Raw genomic sequence first — 21,071 nt, 5'->3', positions numbered from 1 at the left:
TGGCTCAATATCGCTCAACTCCTGATAGGAAATCCTATCATTCATTTCTTCAAATTCGCCGTCTGACAGGCAAAATTAACTGTTGCCTGTCAGATATCGAGGGCTTGAATCCGGTACGATTCCAGCTCGCATCGAAGTGGTAGCCATCGTCAATTACTTCGGCTGTACACGATGCGAGGGTAATACGGTGACGATGGCCGTTATTCCCCGCGCTTGCCGGTGCGCACTGACCACGCGCTAACTTTGCATGAGCCGCTTTTGCCGCCCGACGCTCATGATCAACCCGATGGCGACGCCGAGCGTCGTGAGCGCGGTGCCGCCGTAGCTCATGAACGGCAGCGGCACGCCCACCACGGGCAGGATGCCGCTCACCATGCCAATGTTCACGAACGCATAGGTGAAGAACGCCATGGTGAGCGAGCCGGCCAATAAGCGCCCGAACAGCGTCGCGCCGTTGGCGGCGATATAGAGCCCGCGTGCGATCAGACACATGTAGAGCGTGAGCAGCACGATCCCGCCCACCATGCCGAACTCCTCCGAGAACACCGCGAAGATGAAGTCGGTGTGCTTTTCGGGGATGAACTCCAGATGCGACTGCGTGCCCTTCAGCCAGCCCTTGCCGAGCGGTCCGCCCGAGCCGATCGCAATCACGGCCTGAATCGTGTGGAAGCCCTTGCCGAGCGGGTCGGAGGTGGGATCGAGCAGCGTGCAGATGCGATGCTTCTGGTAGTCGTGCATGAGTGGCCAGTTCACCTGCGGCTGGCAGATCTTGTCCTGGAACGCGGCGATCGATGCTACGGCGATCACGCCGGCAACGAGAACCGGCACGATCAGCTTGAACGAGAGCCCCGCGAAATAGATCACGAAGAAGCCCGCCGCGAACACGAGCACGGCGGTGCCGAGGTCCGGCTGCTTGGCGATCAGCCCGACCGGCACGAGCAGGATCACGAAGCCGACCACGAAGTCGTACCAGCGCATGACGCCTTCGCGTCGCTGGTAGTACCACGCGAGCATGAGCGGCGTGGCGATCTTGAGGATCTCGGAGGGCTGGATCACCACGCCCACGTTGATCCAGCGCTTGGCGCCCTTGCGCGTGAGTCCGAATAGCGCGACCGCTATCAGCAAGGCAATGCCGATGGAATAGACCGGCACCGCGAAGCGCATGAGCGTGGTGGGCGGCACATTGGCGAGCGCCCACATCAGCACGAAGGTGAGCATGATGTTGCGCAACTGGTCTTCGACGCGGCCCGGCATGTCGAGGGTCGCGCTGTAGAGCGTGACGATGCCCACGCACAGCAGCAGGAACACCGTGAGCGCGAGCGGACGATCGAAGCCCAGGAACATCTTGCGCAGCGTGCCCAGCACGGCGCGTTTGTCGATCTTGTCGAACTGGAAGAAAGGCATGGGAACTCCTTACTCGTCGATGCCGCCCGTGGCGGGCTTGGGCGGCGGCGCGAGCGTGGCCGCATCGGGGGCGCTCGCGGGGCGGTGCGGACGATGCGGGCCGGGGCCGAAATGGCGGGGTAGCGCGGGCGCGGCAGGCCGTTGGGCCGGAGCGTCGCCGCCGGCGTCCGTGGTGTCGGACGTGCTTGTCGACGTGCCGCCGTTTACGGCATCGGTGCCTGTGGGTAGGGGGGCTGCGGGCGCCTTTTGTGCCTCGGGCGCGGCCGGGTGGGCGGGCGCCTTGCGCGGTTTAGCGCCGGCGCTGGCGGGCCTGGCTGCGGCGGCGGGTGTTGGCGCCGTGCCGGGCGCCGTCGTTGCGGACGCGCCCGAAGCAGCCGCAGCGGCGGCTGCTTCCGAGGCCGCCGCAGCAGCCGAAGCTGCGCCCGGAATCGGCAGTGGCGTGAAGCCCGCGGCAACCTTGACCGGCGACGTCCCGGCGCCTGCCGAGGCGGCCTGCGGCGCACCGCCGATCGTGGGCGCGGATGCCTCCTGCGTCTCCGAGGCCGCCGCGGCCACGGCAGCCTGCACGACGCCCGGCTTCAGGCGGTCGACGAGCCAGTAGTCGAGCACGCTGCGCGCGATCGGGCCCGCCGCCTGCGCGCCCCAGCCGCCGTTTTCGACGACCAGCGCGACGGCGATCTGCGGCTTGTCGGCGGGTGCGAAGGCGATGAAGAGCGCGTGGTCGCGCAGATGCTCGGCGAGCGCATGGGCCTGATATTTCGCGCCTTGCAGGGAGAACACCTGCGCGGTGCCGGTCTTGCCCGCCGAGGTATACGGCGCGTTCGCGAAGATCTTGTACGCCGTGCCCGACGGATTCATCGTTACGCCTTCCATGCCGCGCTTCACGACGTCGATGTCGGACTGCTTCACGTTCAGGCGTCCGCTTTCGCTTGGCACGGTGAGGTGCTGCGCCTTCGTGATCGGACTTTCGATCTCCTTCACGAGGTGCGGCTTCATCAGCACGCCGTTGTCGGCGAGCGTGGCCGTGGCGTGCGCGAGCTGCAGGATCGTGAACGAGTTGTAGCCCTGGCCGATGCCGAGACTGATCGTCTCGCCCTCGTACCACTTCTGCTGCTCGGGCTTGCGATAGGCCTTGCGTTTCCACTCGGTGGACGGCAGGATGCCGCGCGCCTCGCCCGCGATGTCGATGCCGGTGAGCTGGCCGAAGCCGAGCGGCTTCATGAAATTCGCGATGGCGTCCACGCCCAGGTCGTGCGCGAGCATGAAGAAGTAGGTGTCGTTCGACACCATGATCGCCTTGTTCATGTCGACCCAGCCCTGGCCGGAGCGCACGTCGTTGTTGAAGCGGTGGCCGCCGAACATGTAGTAGCCGGGGTCCGGGAAGCCCCATTGCGGCGTGCGCTTGTGCAGCGTGAGCGCGGCGAGCGCCATGAACGGCTTGTAGGTCGAGCCCGGCGGATAGGTGCCGTGCAACGGCCGGTTCAGGAGCGGATGATCGGGCGAGTTGTTCAGCGCGTCCCAGGTCTGCTGGTCGATGCCGTCCACGAACGAGTTCGGGTCGAAGCTCGGCGCCGAGACGAACGCAAGAATGTCGCCCGTGGACGGCTCGATTGCCACGAGCGCGCCGCGCTTGCCCGCGAAGGCCTGCTCAGCCACCTGCTGCAAGCCGATATCGAGCGAGAGCACGAGGTTGTTGCCGGGCGTGGCCTGGGTGCGCTTGAGCGTGCGTACGGGGCGCCCGCCCGCCGTCACTTCGACTTCCTCGAAGCCGGTCAGGCCGTGCAGCTCGGTTTCGTAGCTCTGCTCGACGCCGATCTTGCCGATGTAGTCGGTGCCCTTGTAGTTGTTCGCATCGAGACGCGGATCGTAATGCTCGGGATCGCTGTCGTTCTTGTCGCTCATGTCGTCGATGCGCTCCTGGTCGCGCTGCGAGATGCGGCCGATATAGCCGATCACGTGCGCGGCTGTGGTGCCGAGCGGGTATTGACGGAACAGGCGCGCGCGCACCTCCACGCCGGGAAAGCGGAAGCGCTGCGCGGTGAAGCGCGCGACTTCGTCGTCGGTGAGGCGCGTGCGGATCGGCAGGCTCTCGAAGTTCTTCGAGTCTTCGAGCAGCTTCTTGAAGCGGCGGCGGTCGCGCGCATCGATCGGGATCACCGTCGAAAGCTCATCGATCGTGTTGTCGAGCGTGTCGGTGAGCTTCGAGGGCGTGATTTCGAGCGTGTACGCCGAGTAGTTCTTCGCGAGCACGACGCCGTTGCGGTCGGTGATGATGCCGCGGTTCGGCACGATGGGCGCGACCGAAATGCGGTTCTCGTCGGCTTGCAGCGAGTACTTGTTGTGGTTCCAGACTTGCAGCCAGAGGAAGCGGAACGCGATCAGCCCGAAGCAGACGAACACGAACAGTCCCGCCGCCGCGACGCGCAGGCGGAACTTCGTGAGCTGCTGCTGGGTGTCCTTGAATTCGGTCATGCGCGGAGTGCACCGGGGCCCGCGCCTCGCTCAGGCGCTGCGGCGGGCCGGTAGTAAGGGAGGGTCATCGGTTGCGTCTTTCAACGGTGAGCGGCGCGCGGCCGCTCAGATGGGCCGGGTGTCGTCGGGATCGATGGGGCGGCGCTGCGGCAGCAGCAGCACGATGCTGGCGACCGGCCAGAGCACGGCCTCCACGAAGCCGCTGACCAGATAGCCCCAGCCGGGGAACGGCGCACCCATCAAGAGACGAACCACGAACGGCACGACCTGCGCGGCGACGAGCATCGGCATGACGGCGAACATCTGCACGCCGAGCGACATCCAGAGCACGCGGCGATGAATCGTGATCGCGCCATACGAGAGCAGCGTGTAGGCGAGCGCGTGCTCGCCGAGCAGGTTCGCGTTATGCACGTCCATCAGGAGGCCGAGGCAGAACGCGATGCCCATGCCCACCTTGCGCGGCTGATGGATGTTCCAGAACAGCAGCACGAGCGCGACGAAGTCGGGAATGCCCGGCAGCTTGCCCCAGGGCAGCAGGTTCAGCAGGAACGCGGTCGCGAGGCTGAATGCGATGAAATACGGGTTGACCGGCTGCAGGATGTATTGCGGACGCGTCATCAATGGCCCCCCTGCGGCTTCGCGGGCGCGGCGGCCGGCGTCTTCGCCGCGGCGCCTGCATGTGCGCCCGCCTGAGCGTTGCCTGGCGCGTTGGCCGCTGCGTTGGCCACTGTATTGGCCACTGTATTGGCCACTGTATTGGCCACTGTGTTGCCCGGCGCATTCGCGGCCGGCTTCGATTTGTCGTCGGCCTTCTTGTCCGCGCTCTTTGCGGGCTTTTTCTTCTTCGCGTCCTTGGCCTCGGCGGCGGCAGCGGCGGCAGCAGCTTCAGCGGCCTCGACCGGATTCGGCGGCACTTGCGGCACGTAATGCAGCACCAGCACCTCGCGCGCGCCGCGCACCGCCGCGAGCGGCACGCAGATCACGCGCGCAAACGCGGTGTCGGCCTGCTTGTCGATGCGTAGCACCTTCGCGACCGGCAGCCCTTGCGGATAGATGCCATCGAGGCCGCTCGTCACGAGTTCGTCGCCCACTTGCACGTCGGCGCTGATCGGCACGAAGCGCAGATCGAGCAAATCGCCCTTGGCCGTGCCGTAGATCACGCTGCGCAGGCCGGTGCGCACGATCTCGACCGGCACCGCCTGGTCTTTGTCGGTCACGAGCGTGACTTCGGATTGCATCGGGAACACGCGCGTGACCTGGCCGATCACGCCGTCTTCGCTCAGCACGGGCGAGCCGTTCTGCACGCCCTGCTGCGAGCCGCCGCCGATCACGACCTTCTGCGTGAAGGGGTCGCGCGTGTCGTACTGGATCTCGGCTGGCGTGGTTTGGGCGCCGATGCGTTGTGAAAGCTGCAGCAGCGCGCGCAGGTGCGCGTTTTCGGCGGCGAGCGAGGCCGCGTCGTTGGCTTGCTGCGAGAGCTGGAGGTTGCGCGTGTGGAGCTTCGCGTTGTCCTGACGCAACGTGGCGCTCGTCACAGCGAGGTCGGCCGCGCCCATGAAGAGGTCGCGCGGCACGAGGGCGGCGCGTTGCAGCGGATAAAGACCTGCGCCGAGCACGCCGCGCACGACTTCGAGCGTCTTGAAGCGGGCGTCGGAGAGGAGCAGCGCAATCGACAGAACGACAAAGAAGATTAGCCGTGCGAGTGCCGAGGGGCCTTGCTTGAATAGAGGCGGCGGACTGTATTCCATGGTCGGCGCCGGGCGCGTGTGCGGTTCGGTGAAACTTGATTGTGAGACGTGAAATGCAACAGCGGCGCCTGACCTTGCATGGGAACGCAGTAAGCAAGAGCGCTAACTGCGTTCGACAAAGGGCGCCGCGTTGCGGACGGTGCGGCGGTGTGCGTGCCGCCGGAGCCAAGTGTGCTTCAATTGCGCCGCCTTTGCCCGAGCGGTGCACTTCGACGGTGCACTGCGCATCGACCTGCGGCGCTGCACGGCGCGCTTACTCGTACGAGAAGATGCTGCCGAGCTTGTCCATGCGCTCGAGCGCCATGCCCGAGCCGCGCACCACGCAGGTGAGCGGATCTTCGGCCACCAGCACCGGCAGGCCGGTTTCTTCGGCGAGCAGACGGTCGAGGTCGCGCAGGAGCGCGCCGCCGCCCGTGAGCATCATGCCGCGCTCGGCGATGTCGGCGCCCAGTTCCGGCGGCGTTTGCTCGAGGGCGATCTTCACCGACGAGACGATCTGGTTCAGCGGGTCGGTGAGCGCTTCGAGGATTTCGTTGCTCGAAATGGTGAAGCTGCGCGGAATGCCTTCCGACAGGTTGCGGCCCTTCACTTCCATTTCCTTCACTTCGGAACCCGGGAACGCCGAGCCGATTTCCTTCTTGATGGCTTCGGCGGTTTGCTCGCCGATCAGCATGCCGTAGTTGCGGCGGATGTAGTTGACGATGGCCTCGTCGAACTTGTCGCCGCCCACGCGCACCGAGCCCTTGTACACGATGCCGCCAAGCGAGATCACGCCCACTTCGGTCGTGCCGCCGCCGATGTCGACGACCATCGAGCCGGTGGCTTCCGAAACCGGCAGACCCGCGCCGATGGCCGCTGCCATGGGTTCTTCGATCAGATAGACCTGCGAGGCGCCGGCGCCGTGCGCGGCTTCCTTGATCGCGCGGCGCTCGACCTGGGTGGAGCCGCACGGCACGCAGATGATGATGCGCGGCGACGGCGAGAACATGCGCGACTCGTGCGCAGTCTTGATGAACTGCTTGATCATCTGCTCGGTGACGGTGAAGTCGGCGATCACGCCGTCCTTCATCGGGCGGATGGCCTCGATGTTGCCCGGCACCTTGCCGAGCATCTGCTTGGCTTCCTTGCCGACCGCCTGGATCGTCTTCTTGCCGTTCGGGCCGCCTTCCTGGCGGATGGACACGACCGACGGCTCGTCAAGGACGATGCCCTTGCCGCGCATGTAGATCAGGGTGTTGGCGGTGCCGAGGTCGATCGCGAGATCGTTGGAGAAGTAGCTACGAAGAAAACCGAACATTCAAAAATCCTGTCTCGCTTGTGGCCGACCTTGGGACGAGCGGGTCACGGGGCGGCAGCGGAAAAAATAACAGCCTCAGGACGGGCGGAAAGCGCCGCCGCGAGGAGCCTGAAACTGCGGGAATGATTACCGGAGTCGGCCACGCTGAGCGCCGCCTGAGCGCACATTGCTGCGATCAGGGATGAAAGGCGGGCGCAAGGCGGTCCGGGTTTGAGTCGAACGCGTAATGATACCTTATAATTTTGCCTGTTTTGCAGGATCCGGAAGGCAGTTTTTGACTTCGTCGAGGCTTTCCTCCACCCCCGGATCTGGTGCAATAAACCGCTGTTGCAGCACCGATTTTCCGCGCTGCCGCAGCCTCATTTTTTTTCCGGTGACCGCATGGCCCTGACCTTGACCGATGTGAAGCGCATCGCGCATCTTGCGCGCCTCGAACTGGCCGAAGCCGAGGCCGGCAATACGCTCGAGCGCCTGAATAACTTCTTCGGGCTCGTCGAGCAGATGCAGGCCGTGGACACTACGGGCATCGCGCCGCTCGCGCATCCGATCGAGCAGATCGAAGACGTCGCGCTGCGACTGCGCGAGGACGCGGTAACCGAAACCGTGGACCGCGACGCGTTTCAGCATCCCGCGCCCGCGGTACAGGACGGACTTTACCTCGTGCCGCGCGTGATTGAGTAAACACGCGCTCATTTCCCGTCATTTTCGATGAAGTTCGAGTTAGATAACTTTAACTTCCGCGAATGCGGAAACCCCGAATCCGGCGCTGCGCGGTCCGCACTCGCGCGCCAGGGCGCTCCCGGCGGCGCGAAACATTGTGGGCGCGCCGTTACGTTCTTCCAGGAATCACGCAATGCATGACAAAAGCTTGACCGAACTGCGCGCCGCGCTGGCCGCGAAGGCGTGCTCCGCTGTCGAACTGGCTCAGCACTTCTTGAGCCGAATTGACGCGAATCAAGATTTGAACGCCTTCGTCGACGTCAATCCCGAGCTGACGCTCGCGCAGGCCAAGGCCGCCGACGCGCTCATCGCCGGCGGCAACGCCGGCCCGCTGGCCGGCATTCCGCTCGCGCACAAGGACGTGTTCGTCACGCGCGGCTGGCGCTCGACCGCTGGCTCGAAGATGCTTGCAAACTATGCGAGCCCGTTCGACGCGACCGTCGTGGCGCGTCTCGAGCGCGCGGGCATGGTCTGCGTCGGCAAGACCAACATGGACGAATTCGCGATGGGCTCGTCCAACGAGAACTCGCACTTCGGCGCCGTGAAGAACCCGTGGGACAAGCAGGCCGTGCCGGGCGGCTCCTCGGGCGGCTCGGCCGCGGCCGTGGCCGCGCGTCTGGCCGTTGCGGCGACCGGCACCGACACGGGCGGCTCGATCCGTCAGCCCGCGTCGTTCTCGGGCATCACGGGCATCAAGCCCACTTATGGCCGCGTCTCGCGCTACGGCATGATCGCGTTCGCCTCGTCGCTGGACCAGGGCGGCCCGATGGCGCAAAGCGCCGCCGACTGCGCGCTCCTGCTCAACGCGATGGCGGGCTTCGACGAGCGCGATTCCACGAGCCTGCAACGTGACGACGAAGACTACACGCGCCATCTCGGGCAGACGTGGAGCGCGAACGCCACGGCCGACAAGCCGCTCGCGGGCCTGCGCATCGGCCTGCCGAAGGAATACTTCGGCGCGGGCCTCGCCGACGACGTGCGCGCCGCTATCGACGGCGCGCTCAAGACGTACGAATCGCTCGGCGCCACGCTCGTGGAAGTCACGCTGCCGAAGACCGAGCTTTCGATCCCCGTGTACTACGTGATCGCGCCGGCTGAGGCCTCGTCGAATCTCTCGCGCTTCGACGGCGTGCGCTACGGCCACCGCGCGGCCGAGTACACCGACCTGCTCGACATGTACAAGAAGTCGCGCGCCGAGGGCTTCGGCCCCGAAGTGAAGCGCCGCATTCTGGTGGGCACCTACGTGCTCTCGCACGGTTATTACGACGCGTACTACCTGCAGGCGCAGAAGATCCGCCGCATCATCGCGCAGGACTTCCAGGAAGCGTTCAAGCAGTGCGACGTCATCATGGGACCGGTCGCGCCGAGCGTGGCATGGGACCTCGGCGCAAAGGGCGACGATCCGCTGCAGATGTATCTCGCGGACATCTACACGCTCTCCACGAGCCTCGCGGGCCTGCCCGGCATGAGCGTGCCGTGCGGCTTCGGCGCGGGGGCGAACGCGCAGCGTCCCGTCGGTCTGCAGATCGTCGGCAACTATTTCAACGAGGCCCGCATGCTGCAGGTCGCCGACGCTTTCCAGCGCGCGACCGAATGGCATCGCAAGGCGCCGGCAGGGGTGTAAAGAATGAGCACGCAATGGGAAGTCGTTATCGGTCTCGAGACGCACGCACAACTGTCGACGGCGTCGAAGATCTTCTCGGGCGCATCGACGCAGTTCGGCGCCGCGCCCAACACGCAGGCCTGCCCCGTCGATCTCGCGTTGCCGGGCGTGCTGCCGGTGATGAACCGGGGCGCCGTCGAGCGCGCGATCCGCTTCGGTCTCGCGATCGGCTCGACGATCGCGCCGCGCAGCATCTTCGCGCGCAAGAATTACTTCTATCCTGACCTGCCGAAGGGCTATCAGATCAGCCAGTACGAGATTCCGGTCGTGCAGGGCGGTCAGATCACGATCCAGATCCCGGCCAACGAGAAGACCGGCAAGCAAGCGTACGAGAAGACCGTCAATCTCACGCGCGCGCACCTCGAAGAAGACGCGGGCAAGTCGCTGCACGAAGACTTCGCGGGCATGACGGGCATCGACCTGAATCGTGCCGGCACGCCGCTGCTCGAAATTGTCACGGAACCTGAAATGCGCAGCGCGGCGGAAGCCGTGGCGTATGCGAAGGCGTTGCACACGCTCGTCATGTGGCTCGGCATCTGCGACGGCAACATGCAGGAAGGGTCGTTCCGCTGCGACGCGAACGTTTCGGTGCGCCCGGTCGGCCAGAAGGAATTCGGCACGCGCGCCGAGATCAAGAACCTGAACTCGTTCCGTTTCCTCGAAGAAGCGATCCAGTACGAAGTGCGTCGCCAGATCGAGCTGATCGAAGACGGCGGCACCGTCGTGCAGGAAACGCGCCTCTACGACCCGGACAAGCGCGAGACGCGCTCGATGCGCAGCAAGGAAGACGCGCACGATTACCGCTATTTTCCCGACCCCGACCTCATGCCGCTCGTGATCGACGCGGCGTGGATCGAGCGCGTGAAGGGCGCGATGCCCGAGCTGCCCGCGACGATGCAAACGCGTTTCATCGAGCAGTACGGCGTGACGCCGTACGACGCGAACGTGCTCACGTCGAGCAAGGCGATGGCTGGGTACTTCGAAGCGGTCGTGGCGAAGACCGGCGCCGCCCAGGCGAAGACCGCCGCGAACTGGCTGATGGGCGAAGTGTCCTCGCAGCTGAATCGCGAAGGGCTCGACATCGACGCCTCGCCGGTCTCGGCCGCGCAGTTCGCGCTGCTGATCCAGCGTATCGCCGACGGCACGATCTCGAACAAGATCGCCAAGGAAGTGTTCCAGGCGATGTGGGACGAGAAGGCCGCGGACGAAGCCGCTGCGGACCGCGTCATCGAAGCGAAGGGCCTCAAGCAGATTTCGGATACCGGCGCGCTCGAAGCGATCATCGACGAGGTGCTCGCGGCGAACCAGAAGTCGGTCGAGGAATTCCGCGCCGGCAAGGAAAAGGCGTTCAACGCGCTAATCGGCCAGGCGATGAAGGCGACCAAGGGCAAGGCTAACCCTCAGCAGGTCAACGAGTTGCTGAAAAAGAAGCTGGGCTGACTGGGCCGGATTGGCCGTTACCGTTAGCCGGGCATCCTTGCGGGGCGGCGTCGCGCGCGTGGCGTGCGATGCCGCCTTGCTGTTTCAGGAGAGCAGCATATGGCGAAGTTCTCGAGTCTCGACGATTACCGCGTGCCGTATTTCGGCGACAAGAAAGCGGAGAAGTTCTCGCCCGAGACGATCGATCCGGCTGCGAAGCCGTTCTCGAACGGCAGCAAGGATGGCGATCGCGAGCGCCTGGCGGAAATCGGCGCCAGGCTCGACGTGCAGCAGGAGCGCCTGCATGCGCAACAGCATCATCGCGTGCTGCTGGTGCTCCAGGGCATGGACACGAGCGGTAAGGACGGCACCATACGCGGCGTGTTCCAGGACGTCGATCCGCTCGGCCTGCGCATCGTGCCGTTTCGCGCGCCCACGCCCATCGAGGCGGCGCACGACTATCTCTGGCGCGTGCATATGCAGGCGCCGGGCGCTGGCGAACTGGCCATCTTCAACCGCAGCCACTATGAAGACGTGCTCGTGCCGCGCGTGACGGGCCAGATCGATCAGGAAGAGTGCGAGCGCCGCTACCGGCAGATTCGCGACTTCGAGGCCATGCTCGCGGAGAACGGCACGACCATCATCAAGTGTTGGCTGCACATTTCGAAGGACGAGCAGCGCCGCCGCCTCCAGGCGCGCATCGACGACCCCAACAAGCACTGGAAATTCGATCTTTCCGACCTCGAGGCACGCAAGCATTGGGACGCCTATCAGGCCGCGTATCGCGACGTGCTCGCGGCCACGTCTACCGAAAGTGCGCCCTGGTACGTGATTCCCGCCGACTCAAAAACACATCGCAACGTAATGGTGGCCGAGTTGCTGCTGCGTCTGATGGACGGGCTCAAGCTCGAATTTCCGCCTGCCAAGGCCGAGCTCAAGGGCGTGAAGATCGAGTGACGCTTCATGCGGCTTCATGCGGCCTCAATGCGATTCCAATGCGGCCACGGCCACAACTCAAACCCGCGCAAATCAAAAAGGACTGAAGACATGCTGCGTGTGATCACTGCGAACCTCAATGGCATCCGCTCCGCGGCGAAGAAGGGCTTCTTCGAATGGTTCGGCGAGCAGAACGCCGACGTGCTCTGCGTGCAGGAAATCAAGTGCTCGCAGGACGACATGACGCCCGAATTCATGGCGCCGCACGATTTCAAGGGCTATTTCCAGCATGCAGTGAAGAAGGGCTATAGCGGCGCGGGCGTCTACACGCGCCATGAACCCGACGACGTGATCATCGGCTTCGGCAGCGAGGAGTTCGACCCGGAAGGCCGTTACGTCGAGACGCGCTACGGCAAGCTTTCGGTGATTTCGGTGTACGTGCCCTCGGGCTCGAGCGGCGACGAGCGCCAGCAGGCGAAGTACCGCTTCATGGACGCGTTCCTGCCGCATCTGGAGGCGCTCAAGCGCGAGCGCGAAGTCATCCTGTGCGGCGACGTCAACATCGTCCACAAGGAAATCGACATCAAGAACTGGAAGGGCAACCAGAAGAATTCCGGCTGCCTGCCTGAAGAGCGCGCCTGGCTCACGAAGCTTTTCGACGAGGTGGGCTACGTGGACGTGTTTCGCACACTCGACCCGCGCCCCGAGCAGTACACCTGGTGGAGCAACCGCGGCCAGGCCTACGCGAAGAACGTGGGGTGGCGTATCGACTACGAGATCGCGACGCCCGGCATCGCGGCCACGGCGAAGCACACGTCCGTCTTCAAGGACATCAAGTTCAGCGACCACGCGCCGCTGATCATCGACTACGACTACAAGATCAAGAAGCGCTGAGCGTGCGTCACGCGGCGGGGCGCCTTCGGGTCGTCTTCAGGGCACCGCTCGCGCGCCTTTAGCGCGATCTGAAACGCCATCCGGGCCGCGCCCTCAAGGCGCAGCCGTCGCCATCTTCGGCCGCTTTGGCACCGGAATGCCCTGATAGTCAGGCAAGCTCGCCAGCGGTTTGCCGATTGCCTTCGCGTAGAGCGGCATCATGTCGGCGAGACGCTTGGCGATGTCCGCGCGCCGCGCCGTCGTGTACGGGTGCACGTAGATGAAGCCCTGGTCGCGGTCGGTGCGCGTGGCCGTGGCGAGCTTGTCCCAGAGCGTGAGTGCCGCGCGTGGATCGTAGCCTGCACGCGCGGCGATGTCGCTGCCGATCACGTCGGCTTCGGTCTCGTCGTCGCGGCCATAGTGCATCTCCACGAGGCGCGAGCCGATGCCGAGCGGGAACACGCCGAGATCCGCGAGCCCGAAGAGTTGCGGCACCACGCCCGCCTCGATTTGCGCAGCCTGCTGCTCGCCCAGACGCTCGCGCACGTGCTCGCGCACCGCATGGGCAATTTCGTGGCCGAGCAGCATGCCGAGTTCGTTGTCGTTGAGCTTCACGCGGTCGAGCAGGCCGCCGTACACCACGATCTTGCCGCCCGGCAGGCAGTACATGCGGATATCCGGCGAGCGGATCACCGCCACTTCCCACTTCCAGGTCTTTACGCGGTCGCTCCACTTGAGCGAGTAAGGTGCGAGCCGGTCGACGAACTGGCGCACGCGCTGCGCATGCGGATCGGAGTCGGGGTAGAGCAGTTTCGAATGCGCCGCGCCGCGCACGATCTCGTTGTACTCGGCCGCGGCCTGCGCTTCGAGCATCGGCGAGGGAATCAGGTTGCGAAACACGGCGATGTTGCCGAAGCGCACCACGCGGCCCGTGCTAGGACCGCTGGACGTGGCCGTTGTGGTGTTGTTGCCGGGCGCACTTTGCGCGTTCCCGCCCGAAGACGCGGCGGCCGAGCCGGGCGCTTCCTCTGTGCCGGCTTGCGGTGCCGGCGTGGGAGCGGGACTGGTTGCAGAATTGGCCGGTGCGCTGCCGGGCGAGCCGGCGGACGCGCCTGATATCGAGCCGCTGGCTGCATTTTCGGCGGCGCTCGCGGGTCCCGCATGGAAGGAGCCGTAGACGGGCAGCGCCGCGGCGAGCGCCAGCGCGAGCGCGTTGCTTGCGCCGCGCATGCGTGTGCGCCTGCGTAATGCAGGCGAACCCGCGCCGTGCGCATTGTCGTTTGGGTTCACCTGCGCATCGATTCGTCCCTGATCCACGGTTCGGTGCGTGTCGCTCCATCCCGGACGGCGAGGCGTCGGGCGGCTGGCGGGCACGGCATGCTGGCGGGACTTCACGACCGGATTCTCCACGGGGCGATACGAATGAGCAGGAGCATACCCGGTACCGCGAGCACCGTGCAGACGATGAAGTAATCGAACCAGCCGATCTTCGCGACCACATAACCGCTTGCCGCGGACGCGAGCGTGCGCGGCACCGAGGCGAGGCTCGTGAACAGCGCGAATTGCGTGGCGGTATAGCGCGGATCGGTCGTGCTGGCGATATACGCGGTGAACGCGGCGAGCGTGAGGCCCGTTGCGAACGTTTCGAGGCCGTAGACGAGTGCGAGCGCGGCGGCGCGCGGGTCCAGCGCGAGCTGCGCGTTCAGGCCGACGGCGCTGGCGATGTGCGCGACGCCATGGCTCACCGACACGATGGCGTCATAGATGAGCGCGAGCGTGGGCGAGTCCGGGCCGAGTTGCGCGAGCCAGGCGAAGCCGAGCGTCGAGATCATCTGCAGGAAGCCGAAGATCCACAGGCCGCGACCGATGCCGATCTTCACAAGCGCCACGCCGCCGATAATGCCGCCCGCAAGACTCGCGCCGAACGCAGTCATCTTGGCGATCACGCCGATTTCCGTGCGCGAGTAGCCGATATCGAGGAAGAACGACGTCGAAAGCGTCGTCGCCATCGTGTCGCCGAGCTTGTACAGAAAGATGAAAGCGAGCACGAAGAGCGCCGCGCCGAGACCATCGCGATGCACGAATTCGGCGAACGGCTGCACGATGGCTTCGCGCAGGTTCTTCGGCGGCGCGCCGTGCACTTCGGGCTCGCGCACCACGAGCGACATGATCATGCCGGGAATCATGAACACCGCCGTCACGACGAATACGGTGCTCCACGGCAGATGGTCGGAGAGAATCAGCGCGAGCGAACCCGGCACGAGCGCCGCGATCTTGTACGCATTCACGTGCACCGCATTGCCGAGGCCTTGCTCGGTGTCCTTGAGCAGCTCGCGCCGGTAGGCGTCGATGGCGATGTCCTGGCTCGCGCCGAAGAGCGCCACGAGCGCGGTGAGCGCGGCCACGGTCCAGATCGACTCCTTCGGCGAGACGAAGCCGAGCGTGCCGATCGCGCCCGCTACGAGAATCTGCGTGACGAGCATCCAGCCGCGCCTGCGCCCCGGGCGCCAGCCGGGCAGGTGCGGCACGTAGCGGTCCATGAGCGGCGCCCAGACGAACTTCCACGTATAGGGGAACTGGATCAGCGCGAAGAGGCCGATTTCCTTGAGATTGACGCCCTCGGAGCGCAGCCATGCCTGCACGAGATAGACGAGCGTGAAGAGGGGCAGCCCCGAGGTGAAGCCGAGAAACACGCAGATCAGCATGTGCGTGTTCAGGTACGCGCGCCAGCCGGGGTGTTCTTCGTGTGCGTCCAGGTTGTGTGACGTCAGGGTCGTATCGTCTGCTTCGGACGCCTGGGACGTCTGCGGGGTGTCGGTGGTGGCCTCTTGGGGCGGATTCTGCATGTCGTCCGGAGTGTCGTCGGAGGGCGGCGGCGCGGTGACCAGCGGGTGACCAGCGGGTGACCAGCGTGGTTTCAGGTCGGTGATCCGTGAAGGACGCGCAACGCCGCTGCCGGTGTCAACGCTTCCTCACGCTTTCTTCACGCGATAGACCGCAAGACTACCACGCCAGTTCACGCCCCATCGAACCGTCTGGCCTCCGTGCAGCACGGCGCGGTCGAGAATCTCGATGCCGACCTCGGGCGCCAGCGCCTCGAAGTCCTTCACTGTGAGCACGCGCACGTTCGGCGTGTTGTGCCACTGATAAGGCAGCGACTTCGAAACCGGCATGCGCCCGCGCAGCACCGAAAGGCGGTGCGGCCAGTAGCCGAAGTTCGGAAACGAGACGATGCATTCCTTGCCCACGCGCGCCGTCTCGCGCAGGATCGCGGCGGTCTGGTGAATGGTCTGCAAGGTTTGCGAGAGGATCGCGAAGTCGAAGCTCGCGTCTTCGAAGAGGCGCAGGCCGTCCTCCAGATTCTGCTGGATCACGTTGATGCCGTTGGCCACCGAGGCGAGCACGCCCGCGTCGTTGATCTCGATGCCGTAGCCCGTGCATTCGAGCTCTTCGGTGAGCAGCGAAAGCAGCGCGCCGTCGCCGCAGCCGAGATCGAGCACGGTCGCACGCGGCTCGATCCAGCGTGCGATCGTGCGAAAGTCGGCACGCGCGGAAAGACTGTCCAAAGCGCTCTGGTTCATGCGCCCACCTCGTTGGCAATGCGTTCGTAATAGGCGCGCACGACGTTGTGATAGCGCGCGTCGTCGAGCAGGAAGGCGTCGTGGCCGTGCGGTGCGTCGATCTCGGCGTAGGTCACCTGGCGCTTGTGGTCGAGCAGCGCCTTCACCAGTTCGCGCGAGCGCGCGGGCGCGAAACGCCAGTCGGTGCTGAAACTCGCCACGAGGTATTTCGCCTTGGTGTGCGCGAGCGCGCGCGTGAGATCGCCGTCGAAGTCCTTCGCGGGATCGAAGTAGTCGAGCGCGCGCGTGATCAGCAGATACGTATTGGCGTCGAAGTAATCGGCGAACTTGTCGCCCTGATAGCGCAGATACGACTCCACTTCGAACTCCACGTCGAAGTTGAAGTTGTAGTCGTTCACGGCGCCCTCGGCGCGGCGCAGCGCACGGCCGAATTTCGCGGCCATGTCGTCGTCCGAGAGATAGGTGATATGGCCGATCATGCGTGCCACGCGCAGGCCGCGCCTGGGCTTCACGTTGTGCGCGTAATAGTCGCCGCCGTGGAAGTCGGGGTCCGAGAGGATCGACGAGCGCGCCACTTCGTTGAACGCGATGTTCTGCGCGGAGAGCTTGGGCGTGGAGGCCACCACGATGCAATGGCCGATGCGCTCCGGGTAGCGCAGGCTCCACGCGAGCGCCTGCATGCCGCCGAGGCTGCCGCCCATCACAGCGGCAAACTTCTCGATGCCGAAGCGGTCGGCCACGAGCGCCTGGGCGTCCACCCAGTCTTCCACCGTCACCACCGGGAAGCGCGCGCCCCACGGCTTGCCCGTGGCGGGGTCGATGCTCATCGGGCCGGTCGAGCCGAAGCACGAGCCCAGATTGTTCACCCCGATCACGAAGAAGCGGTTGGTGTCGAGCGGCTTGCCCGGCCCGACCATGTTGTCCCACCAGCCGACGTCTTTCGGGTTGTCCGCATAGACGCCCGCGACATGGTGCGACGCGTTGAGTGCGTGACAGACGAGCACCGCGTTGCTACGCGTGGCGTTGAGCGTGCCGTAGGTCTCGACCACGAGGTCGTACCCGGCGAGCGCCGTGCCGTTCTGCAGTTGCAGGGGCTCGTCGAAATGCAGTGTTTGAGGAGCGACGATGCCGATCGATTCCATTCGTTCCGCCTTCGGTTTTTGGGCGGCTAAACGGTGTCGGCGGGCGCGGAGTGCGAAAGAAGCGGCGCAGCTGACGACCTCTTTAGCCGCATTTATATCGAACTCCAGGCCGAAGTCAGCAACAGGCCAGGAGTTCACGCGCCCGCAATCGAGTCAGCAAATCGGCGCGTGGGTGATGCACAAGGAACGCAAAGTATAACGGAAAACGCCGCGCGTCCCTCGTACCCTTCGTACATTAACGCGGACGAACTGGCGCTACCACAGCAGCGGCAGCGGCCCGTGCGCGTTGCGGCGGCTCACGCGCCGTGCGGATGCGCGTTGTGCAAGCGCTGCAAATGGAGCGCCGCGATGCTCATCAAGATGCCGTAAAGGACCGCGTAGGCGGCGATCACCCAGATGAGCGAGAGCGCGCCCGCGCCCGGGAACATGACGATGATGACGCCCACTGCGGCGGAGAGCAGCCCCGAGAGGCCGACCGCCCAAGGGTGCGCGATCGCGTGCCGGTACTGGATTGCGTAGATGATCTCGAAGACGCCCACGGCGAGCGCCCAGAAGCCGATGATCATGACGAGGACGATGGCCGTCACGCCGGGCAAGAAGAACGCCACGAGGCCTGCGATCAAGCCGATCAGGCCCACGATGACATACGGCCAGCGCCGCGTGCCGGCGCCGCGCGCGCCATAGAGCAGCGCGAAGGCGCCGTCGACGATCGCGTAGGCGCCCCAGACCACGGCGAGCGTGAGCACGGTGAGGCCGGGCCACGCGAAGGCGAGCACGCCGAATACGATGGCGGCGACGCCGCGTGCGAGCAGCCAGCCCCAATGGGCGGAGAGGCCGGCGAGAATGGGCAAGGCGGTGGCAGAGGTCGGGCGGTTCATGCGGGTCTTTTCCTTATCGACCAAAGTTCGTGCTTTGGCACGGACCCTGGTCCGATGCAGCGCTGTCGGGTAACGCCCGGGCCTCGCCAGGTGGGCGCGGCCGGGCTACTGAAGAATCACGCGAATCTGCTCGTCGGCGTGCTCGCCGGGCGGGCGCTTGAAGCCGCTTTGTGCGTAGCGGTGCCAACTACCGATGACATAGCGGACGAGCAAATTGGCGCGAACAGCGGGATCGTAGCCGGCTTTCGACGGGCGCCCATCGGGTGTACCGCCCTCGGCTTGCGCTTGCTCAGCAATACTCACACGCAGGCACTGGCGCAGCGTGGCCTCGATGCGGTCGAGCATCTGGTTCACGCGTTCGGCGAGGCGTTCGTGCTCGCCCACGAGCGCCTCGCAGGTCAGCACGCGCGTCATGCCGGCGTTCTTTGCCGCAAATTGAATCAGCATCAGAGCGATCGCGCGCGCCTGCAACGCGCCGCTCGGCTCCTTCGCGACGATCTGGTTGATGAGCTGGAAGAGCGTCTGCTCGATGAAGTCGATGAGGCCTTCGAACATCTGGGCCTTGCTCGCGAAATGGCGATAGAGCGCGGCCTCGGAGACGTTGAGGCGAGCGGCCAGTGCGGCGGTGGTGATCTTTTCTCCGCGCGGCGTTTCGAGCATCGAAGCGAGCGTCTGGAGGATATGCACGCGGCGCTCGCCCGGCTTCGGGCGGCTGCCGCGCCGCGGTGTGGAGTCGGGAGATTCGGCTGCTGCGGTTGCTGCTACGGCTGCGTCACGCGTTTCGGTCGGCTGCATGAAGGTCGCCCCCTGAGTCCGGCCTGCGGGCTGCATGCCTGCCCGGCCGTTTGAGTCTTGCCGTTTATTGTCGCCCCCAGATGTGCTGTGGCTCAGGGGCGCTGCTTTTCTCTGCTCTGTTGTTGCGTTTGTGTTTCGTTGCTGCGCTTAGGTTCGCCCGGCTTGCCGCAATCCGCCCGTGGTCCGGCGGGCGTTGCAGTCGTGCAGCCCGGGCGGCGCGGCGGTTCGCACACGGCATGCCCGCCGTCTGCGCTTAGGCGTTCGGTTGCTCAGACGCGTGGCCTGCTGCGCAATGCGCCGCTTTGCAGGCCGCGTCCCAGAGATTTTAGCGAACGAACGCAATGATCGACATAGTGGGGCCGCCCGCTGCGCGCCATATGCGTGGGCAGATGCCCGGTGATCCAGACCGTGCGGATGCCGAGGCGCCGGTAGCGCTTCAGATGCCCGCGCGTGTCCTCGACAAGGATCGCATCAGCGAACGCGACGCGCGCATCGCGCAGCGTCTTGCGCAGCATGGCGGGATCGGGCTTGGCGCGCCAGCGTTCGCGCGTGCGCATGTGCTCGATCGCCACGACGCGCTCGAACAGCCGCTCGATGCCGAGCGCCGCGAGCACCGCATGCGCGTAGTCCGTGGGGGCGTTGGTCAGCAGGATCTTGCGGCCGGGCAGCGCCGCGAGCGTGCGCGCGAGGCCGCGCTCGGCATGCAGCATCGCGTGCAGGTCGTCGAAGGTGTGCACGACCCTCAGGAAGTCGTGCGGATCGACTGGATGATGGCGCGTGAGGCCCAGCAGCGTCGCGCCGTAACGGTGTGTGTAGCTCGTGCGCAGATGGTTCGCGACGTCGCGGCTCACGCCGAGCGCGTCGATGATGTACTGCGTCATGCCGCGGTTGATGGCCGGGAAGATCGCGCGTGTGGCGCAGTGCAACGTGTTGTCGAGGTCGAAGAGCCAGACGGGGGCGCGATCGCCGGCGCTGGTGGTGCGCTGGCCAGCATGCGACGGCCGGCGGCGAAGCGGGCGTGAGACGTTCATCATGCGATGAGCCAAGCGAAGCGCGGACGCCGCGCAGGGGAGAGAGGGCGCCGCGGCGGAACCGGCGGCGCCCAGATGAGATTTTAGTGCGAGCGGATCATCGTGCCGAACGGCTGCTCGGTCAGGATTTCGAGCAGCACCGAGTGCTCGATACGGCCGTCGATGATGTGCACGGAGCGCACGCCGCTCTTGGCCGCGTCGAGCGCCGACGAGATCTTCGGCAGCATGCCGCCCGAGATCGTGCCGTCTTCGAAGAGGGCGTCGATCTCGCGCGCGGACAGGTCGGTGAGCAGATTGCCCGCCTTGTCCATCACGCCGGGGATGTTGGTCATCATCACGAGCTTCTCGGCGTTGAGCACGACCGCGAGCTTGCCCGCCACCAGATCGGCGTTGATGTTGTACGAGAGGCCGTCTTCGCCGAAGCCGATCGGCGAGATCACCGGAATGAACGCGTCGTCCTGGAGCGCCTTCACGACGGCCGGGTTGATCGCCTCGACTTCGCCCACCTGGCCGATGTCGATGTACTGACCCGGGTTGTCGCGGTCCGGCATCATCAGCTTGCGCGCGTGGATCAGGCCGCCGTCCTTGCCGGTCAGGCCGACCGCATGGCCGCCGAAGTGATTGATGAGCGTGACGATGTCCTGCTGCACCTCGCCGCCGAGCACCCACTCGACGACTTCCATGGTTTCTTCATCGGTGACGCGCATGCCCTGGATGAACGTGCCTTGCTTGCCGATCTTCTTGAGCGCCGTGTCGATCTGCGGGCCGCCGCCGTGCACGATGACCGGATTGATGCCCACGAGCTTGAGCAGGATCACGTCGCGAGCGAAGCCCTGCTTGAGCCGCTCTTCGGTCATGGCGTTGCCGCCGTATTTGATGACGATGGTCTTGCCGTGGTACTGGCGAATGTAAGGCAGCGCTTCGGCCAGGATTTCGGCTTTCAGGGTGGGCGCGATCTGCGAGAGGTCGATGGGCTCGGACATGGCGGCGGGACTGGACAGGAAAACGGAGCGAAAAACGGCTGAAAAAGGCGCACTCAGGAAAGCGCGGCTGAAACAGGCCGAATTGTACAGGACTGGCGCGGTGCAACAGGGTTTTCGACAGGATGGGCG

At 65.4% G+C, this 21,071-nt stretch carries 18 protein-coding genes; 5 read left to right on the top strand and 13 right to left on the bottom strand.

What is annotated here, in order from left to right; translation table 11 throughout:
• Positions 1–237 precede the first annotated feature (237 nt).
• The 5 genes from rodA to L5014_RS21495 all read right to left on the bottom strand — a co-directional run bounded on the left by rodA (position 238) and on the right by L5014_RS21495 (position 6,921).
• The gene (rodA, locus tag L5014_RS21515; protein WP_238465759.1) at positions 238–1,404 is read right to left on the bottom strand and encodes a rod shape-determining protein RodA; all 1,167 of its coding nucleotides are present in this window, start codon (positions 1,402–1,404) and stop codon (positions 238–240) included.
• A gap of 9 nt (positions 1,405–1,413) precedes the next feature.
• The gene (mrdA, locus tag L5014_RS21510) at positions 1,414–3,876 is read right to left on the bottom strand and encodes a penicillin-binding protein 2 (protein ID WP_238465758.1); all 2,463 of its coding nucleotides are present in this window, start codon (positions 3,874–3,876) and stop codon (positions 1,414–1,416) included.
• 105 nt (positions 3,877–3,981) lie between these two features.
• On the bottom strand, positions 3,982–4,494 hold the full coding sequence (gene mreD, locus L5014_RS21505; protein ID WP_238465757.1) for a rod shape-determining protein MreD: 513 nt from the start codon (positions 4,492–4,494) through the stop codon (positions 3,982–3,984).
• Entirely contained in the window at positions 4,494–5,624 is a 1,131-nt protein-coding gene (mreC, locus tag L5014_RS21500) for a rod shape-determining protein MreC (RefSeq protein WP_238465756.1), read from the bottom strand. The genes mreD and mreC overlap by 1 nt, the downstream gene beginning before the upstream one ends.
• 253 nt (positions 5,625–5,877) lie before the next feature.
• Complete coding sequence (locus L5014_RS21495) at positions 5,878–6,921, bottom strand: rod shape-determining protein (protein ID WP_004189550.1); 1,044 nt, start codon at positions 6,919–6,921, stop codon at positions 5,878–5,880.
• Between the two features lie 381 nt (positions 6,922–7,302).
• Between L5014_RS21495 and gatC the strand changes: the two genes are divergently transcribed.
• From gatC to L5014_RS21470, 5 genes are all read left to right on the top strand, one after another.
• The gene (gene gatC, locus L5014_RS21490) at positions 7,303–7,602 is read left to right on the top strand and encodes an Asp-tRNA(Asn)/Glu-tRNA(Gln) amidotransferase subunit GatC (RefSeq protein WP_238465755.1); all 300 of its coding nucleotides are present in this window, start codon (positions 7,303–7,305) and stop codon (positions 7,600–7,602) included.
• 172 nt (positions 7,603–7,774) lie between these two features.
• The gene (gatA, locus tag L5014_RS21485) at positions 7,775–9,265 is read left to right on the top strand and encodes an Asp-tRNA(Asn)/Glu-tRNA(Gln) amidotransferase subunit GatA (protein ID WP_238465754.1); all 1,491 of its coding nucleotides are present in this window, start codon (positions 7,775–7,777) and stop codon (positions 9,263–9,265) included.
• Positions 9,266–9,268: 3 nt separating this feature from the next.
• Complete coding sequence (gatB, locus tag L5014_RS21480; RefSeq protein WP_238465753.1) at positions 9,269–10,744, top strand: Asp-tRNA(Asn)/Glu-tRNA(Gln) amidotransferase subunit GatB; 1,476 nt, start codon at positions 9,269–9,271, stop codon at positions 10,742–10,744.
• A 99-nt stretch (positions 10,745–10,843) separates the two neighbouring features.
• Complete coding sequence (locus L5014_RS21475) at positions 10,844–11,680, top strand: PPK2 family polyphosphate kinase (RefSeq protein ID WP_238465752.1); 837 nt, start codon at positions 10,844–10,846, stop codon at positions 11,678–11,680.
• A gap of 90 nt (positions 11,681–11,770) precedes the next feature.
• Entirely contained in the window at positions 11,771–12,553 is a 783-nt protein-coding gene (locus L5014_RS21470; RefSeq protein WP_238465751.1) for an exodeoxyribonuclease III, read from the top strand.
• 93 nt (positions 12,554–12,646) lie between these two features.
• Here the strand turns inward: L5014_RS21470 and L5014_RS21465 are convergent, their stop codons facing one another.
• The 8 genes from L5014_RS21465 to argB form a co-directional block, all read right to left on the bottom strand.
• Positions 12,647–13,762, bottom strand: coding sequence for a M48 family metalloprotease (locus L5014_RS21465; RefSeq protein ID WP_238465750.1), 1,116 nt, complete (start codon positions 13,760–13,762; stop codon positions 12,647–12,649).
• Positions 13,763–13,923: 161 nt separating this feature from the next.
• On the bottom strand, positions 13,924–15,378 hold the full coding sequence (locus L5014_RS21460) for an AmpG family muropeptide MFS transporter (protein WP_238465749.1): 1,455 nt from the start codon (positions 15,376–15,378) through the stop codon (positions 13,924–13,926).
• A gap of 126 nt (positions 15,379–15,504) precedes the next feature.
• Entirely contained in the window at positions 15,505–16,113 is a 609-nt protein-coding gene (gene metW / locus L5014_RS21455) for a methionine biosynthesis protein MetW (protein ID WP_238465748.1), read from the bottom strand.
• Positions 16,110–17,255 carry a homoserine O-succinyltransferase MetX gene (gene metX, locus L5014_RS21450; RefSeq protein WP_238465747.1) on the bottom strand — a complete coding sequence of 382 codons (1,146 nt, stop codon included), beginning with the start codon at positions 17,253–17,255 and terminating at the stop codon, positions 16,110–16,112. Before metX ends, metW begins: the two co-directional genes overlap by 4 nt.
• A gap of 296 nt (positions 17,256–17,551) precedes the next feature.
• Positions 17,552–18,133 (bottom strand): HdeD family acid-resistance protein, encoded by a 582-nt coding sequence (locus L5014_RS21445; protein WP_238465746.1) that lies wholly within the window; start codon positions 18,131–18,133, stop codon positions 17,552–17,554.
• A 105-nt stretch (positions 18,134–18,238) separates the two neighbouring features.
• Positions 18,239–18,928, bottom strand: a complete 690-nt coding sequence (gene slmA, locus L5014_RS21440; RefSeq protein WP_238465745.1) for a nucleoid occlusion factor SlmA — start codon at positions 18,926–18,928, stop codon at positions 18,239–18,241.
• A gap of 269 nt (positions 18,929–19,197) precedes the next feature.
• Positions 19,198–19,959, bottom strand: coding sequence for a pyrimidine 5'-nucleotidase (locus L5014_RS21435; protein WP_238465792.1), 762 nt, complete (start codon positions 19,957–19,959; stop codon positions 19,198–19,200).
• An 83-nt stretch (positions 19,960–20,042) separates the two neighbouring features.
• Entirely contained in the window at positions 20,043–20,942 is a 900-nt protein-coding gene (gene argB / locus L5014_RS21430; protein WP_028217250.1) for an acetylglutamate kinase, read from the bottom strand.
• Positions 20,943–21,071 lie beyond the last annotated feature (129 nt).

The sequence above is a fragment of the Paraburkholderia tagetis genome, from assembly GCF_022213065.1.
Classification (GTDB): Bacteria; Pseudomonadota; Gammaproteobacteria; order Burkholderiales; family Burkholderiaceae; genus Paraburkholderia; species Paraburkholderia tagetis.
Note: the sequence above shows the minus strand (reverse complement) of the source record. Positions and strands in the feature narration are given on the sequence as shown.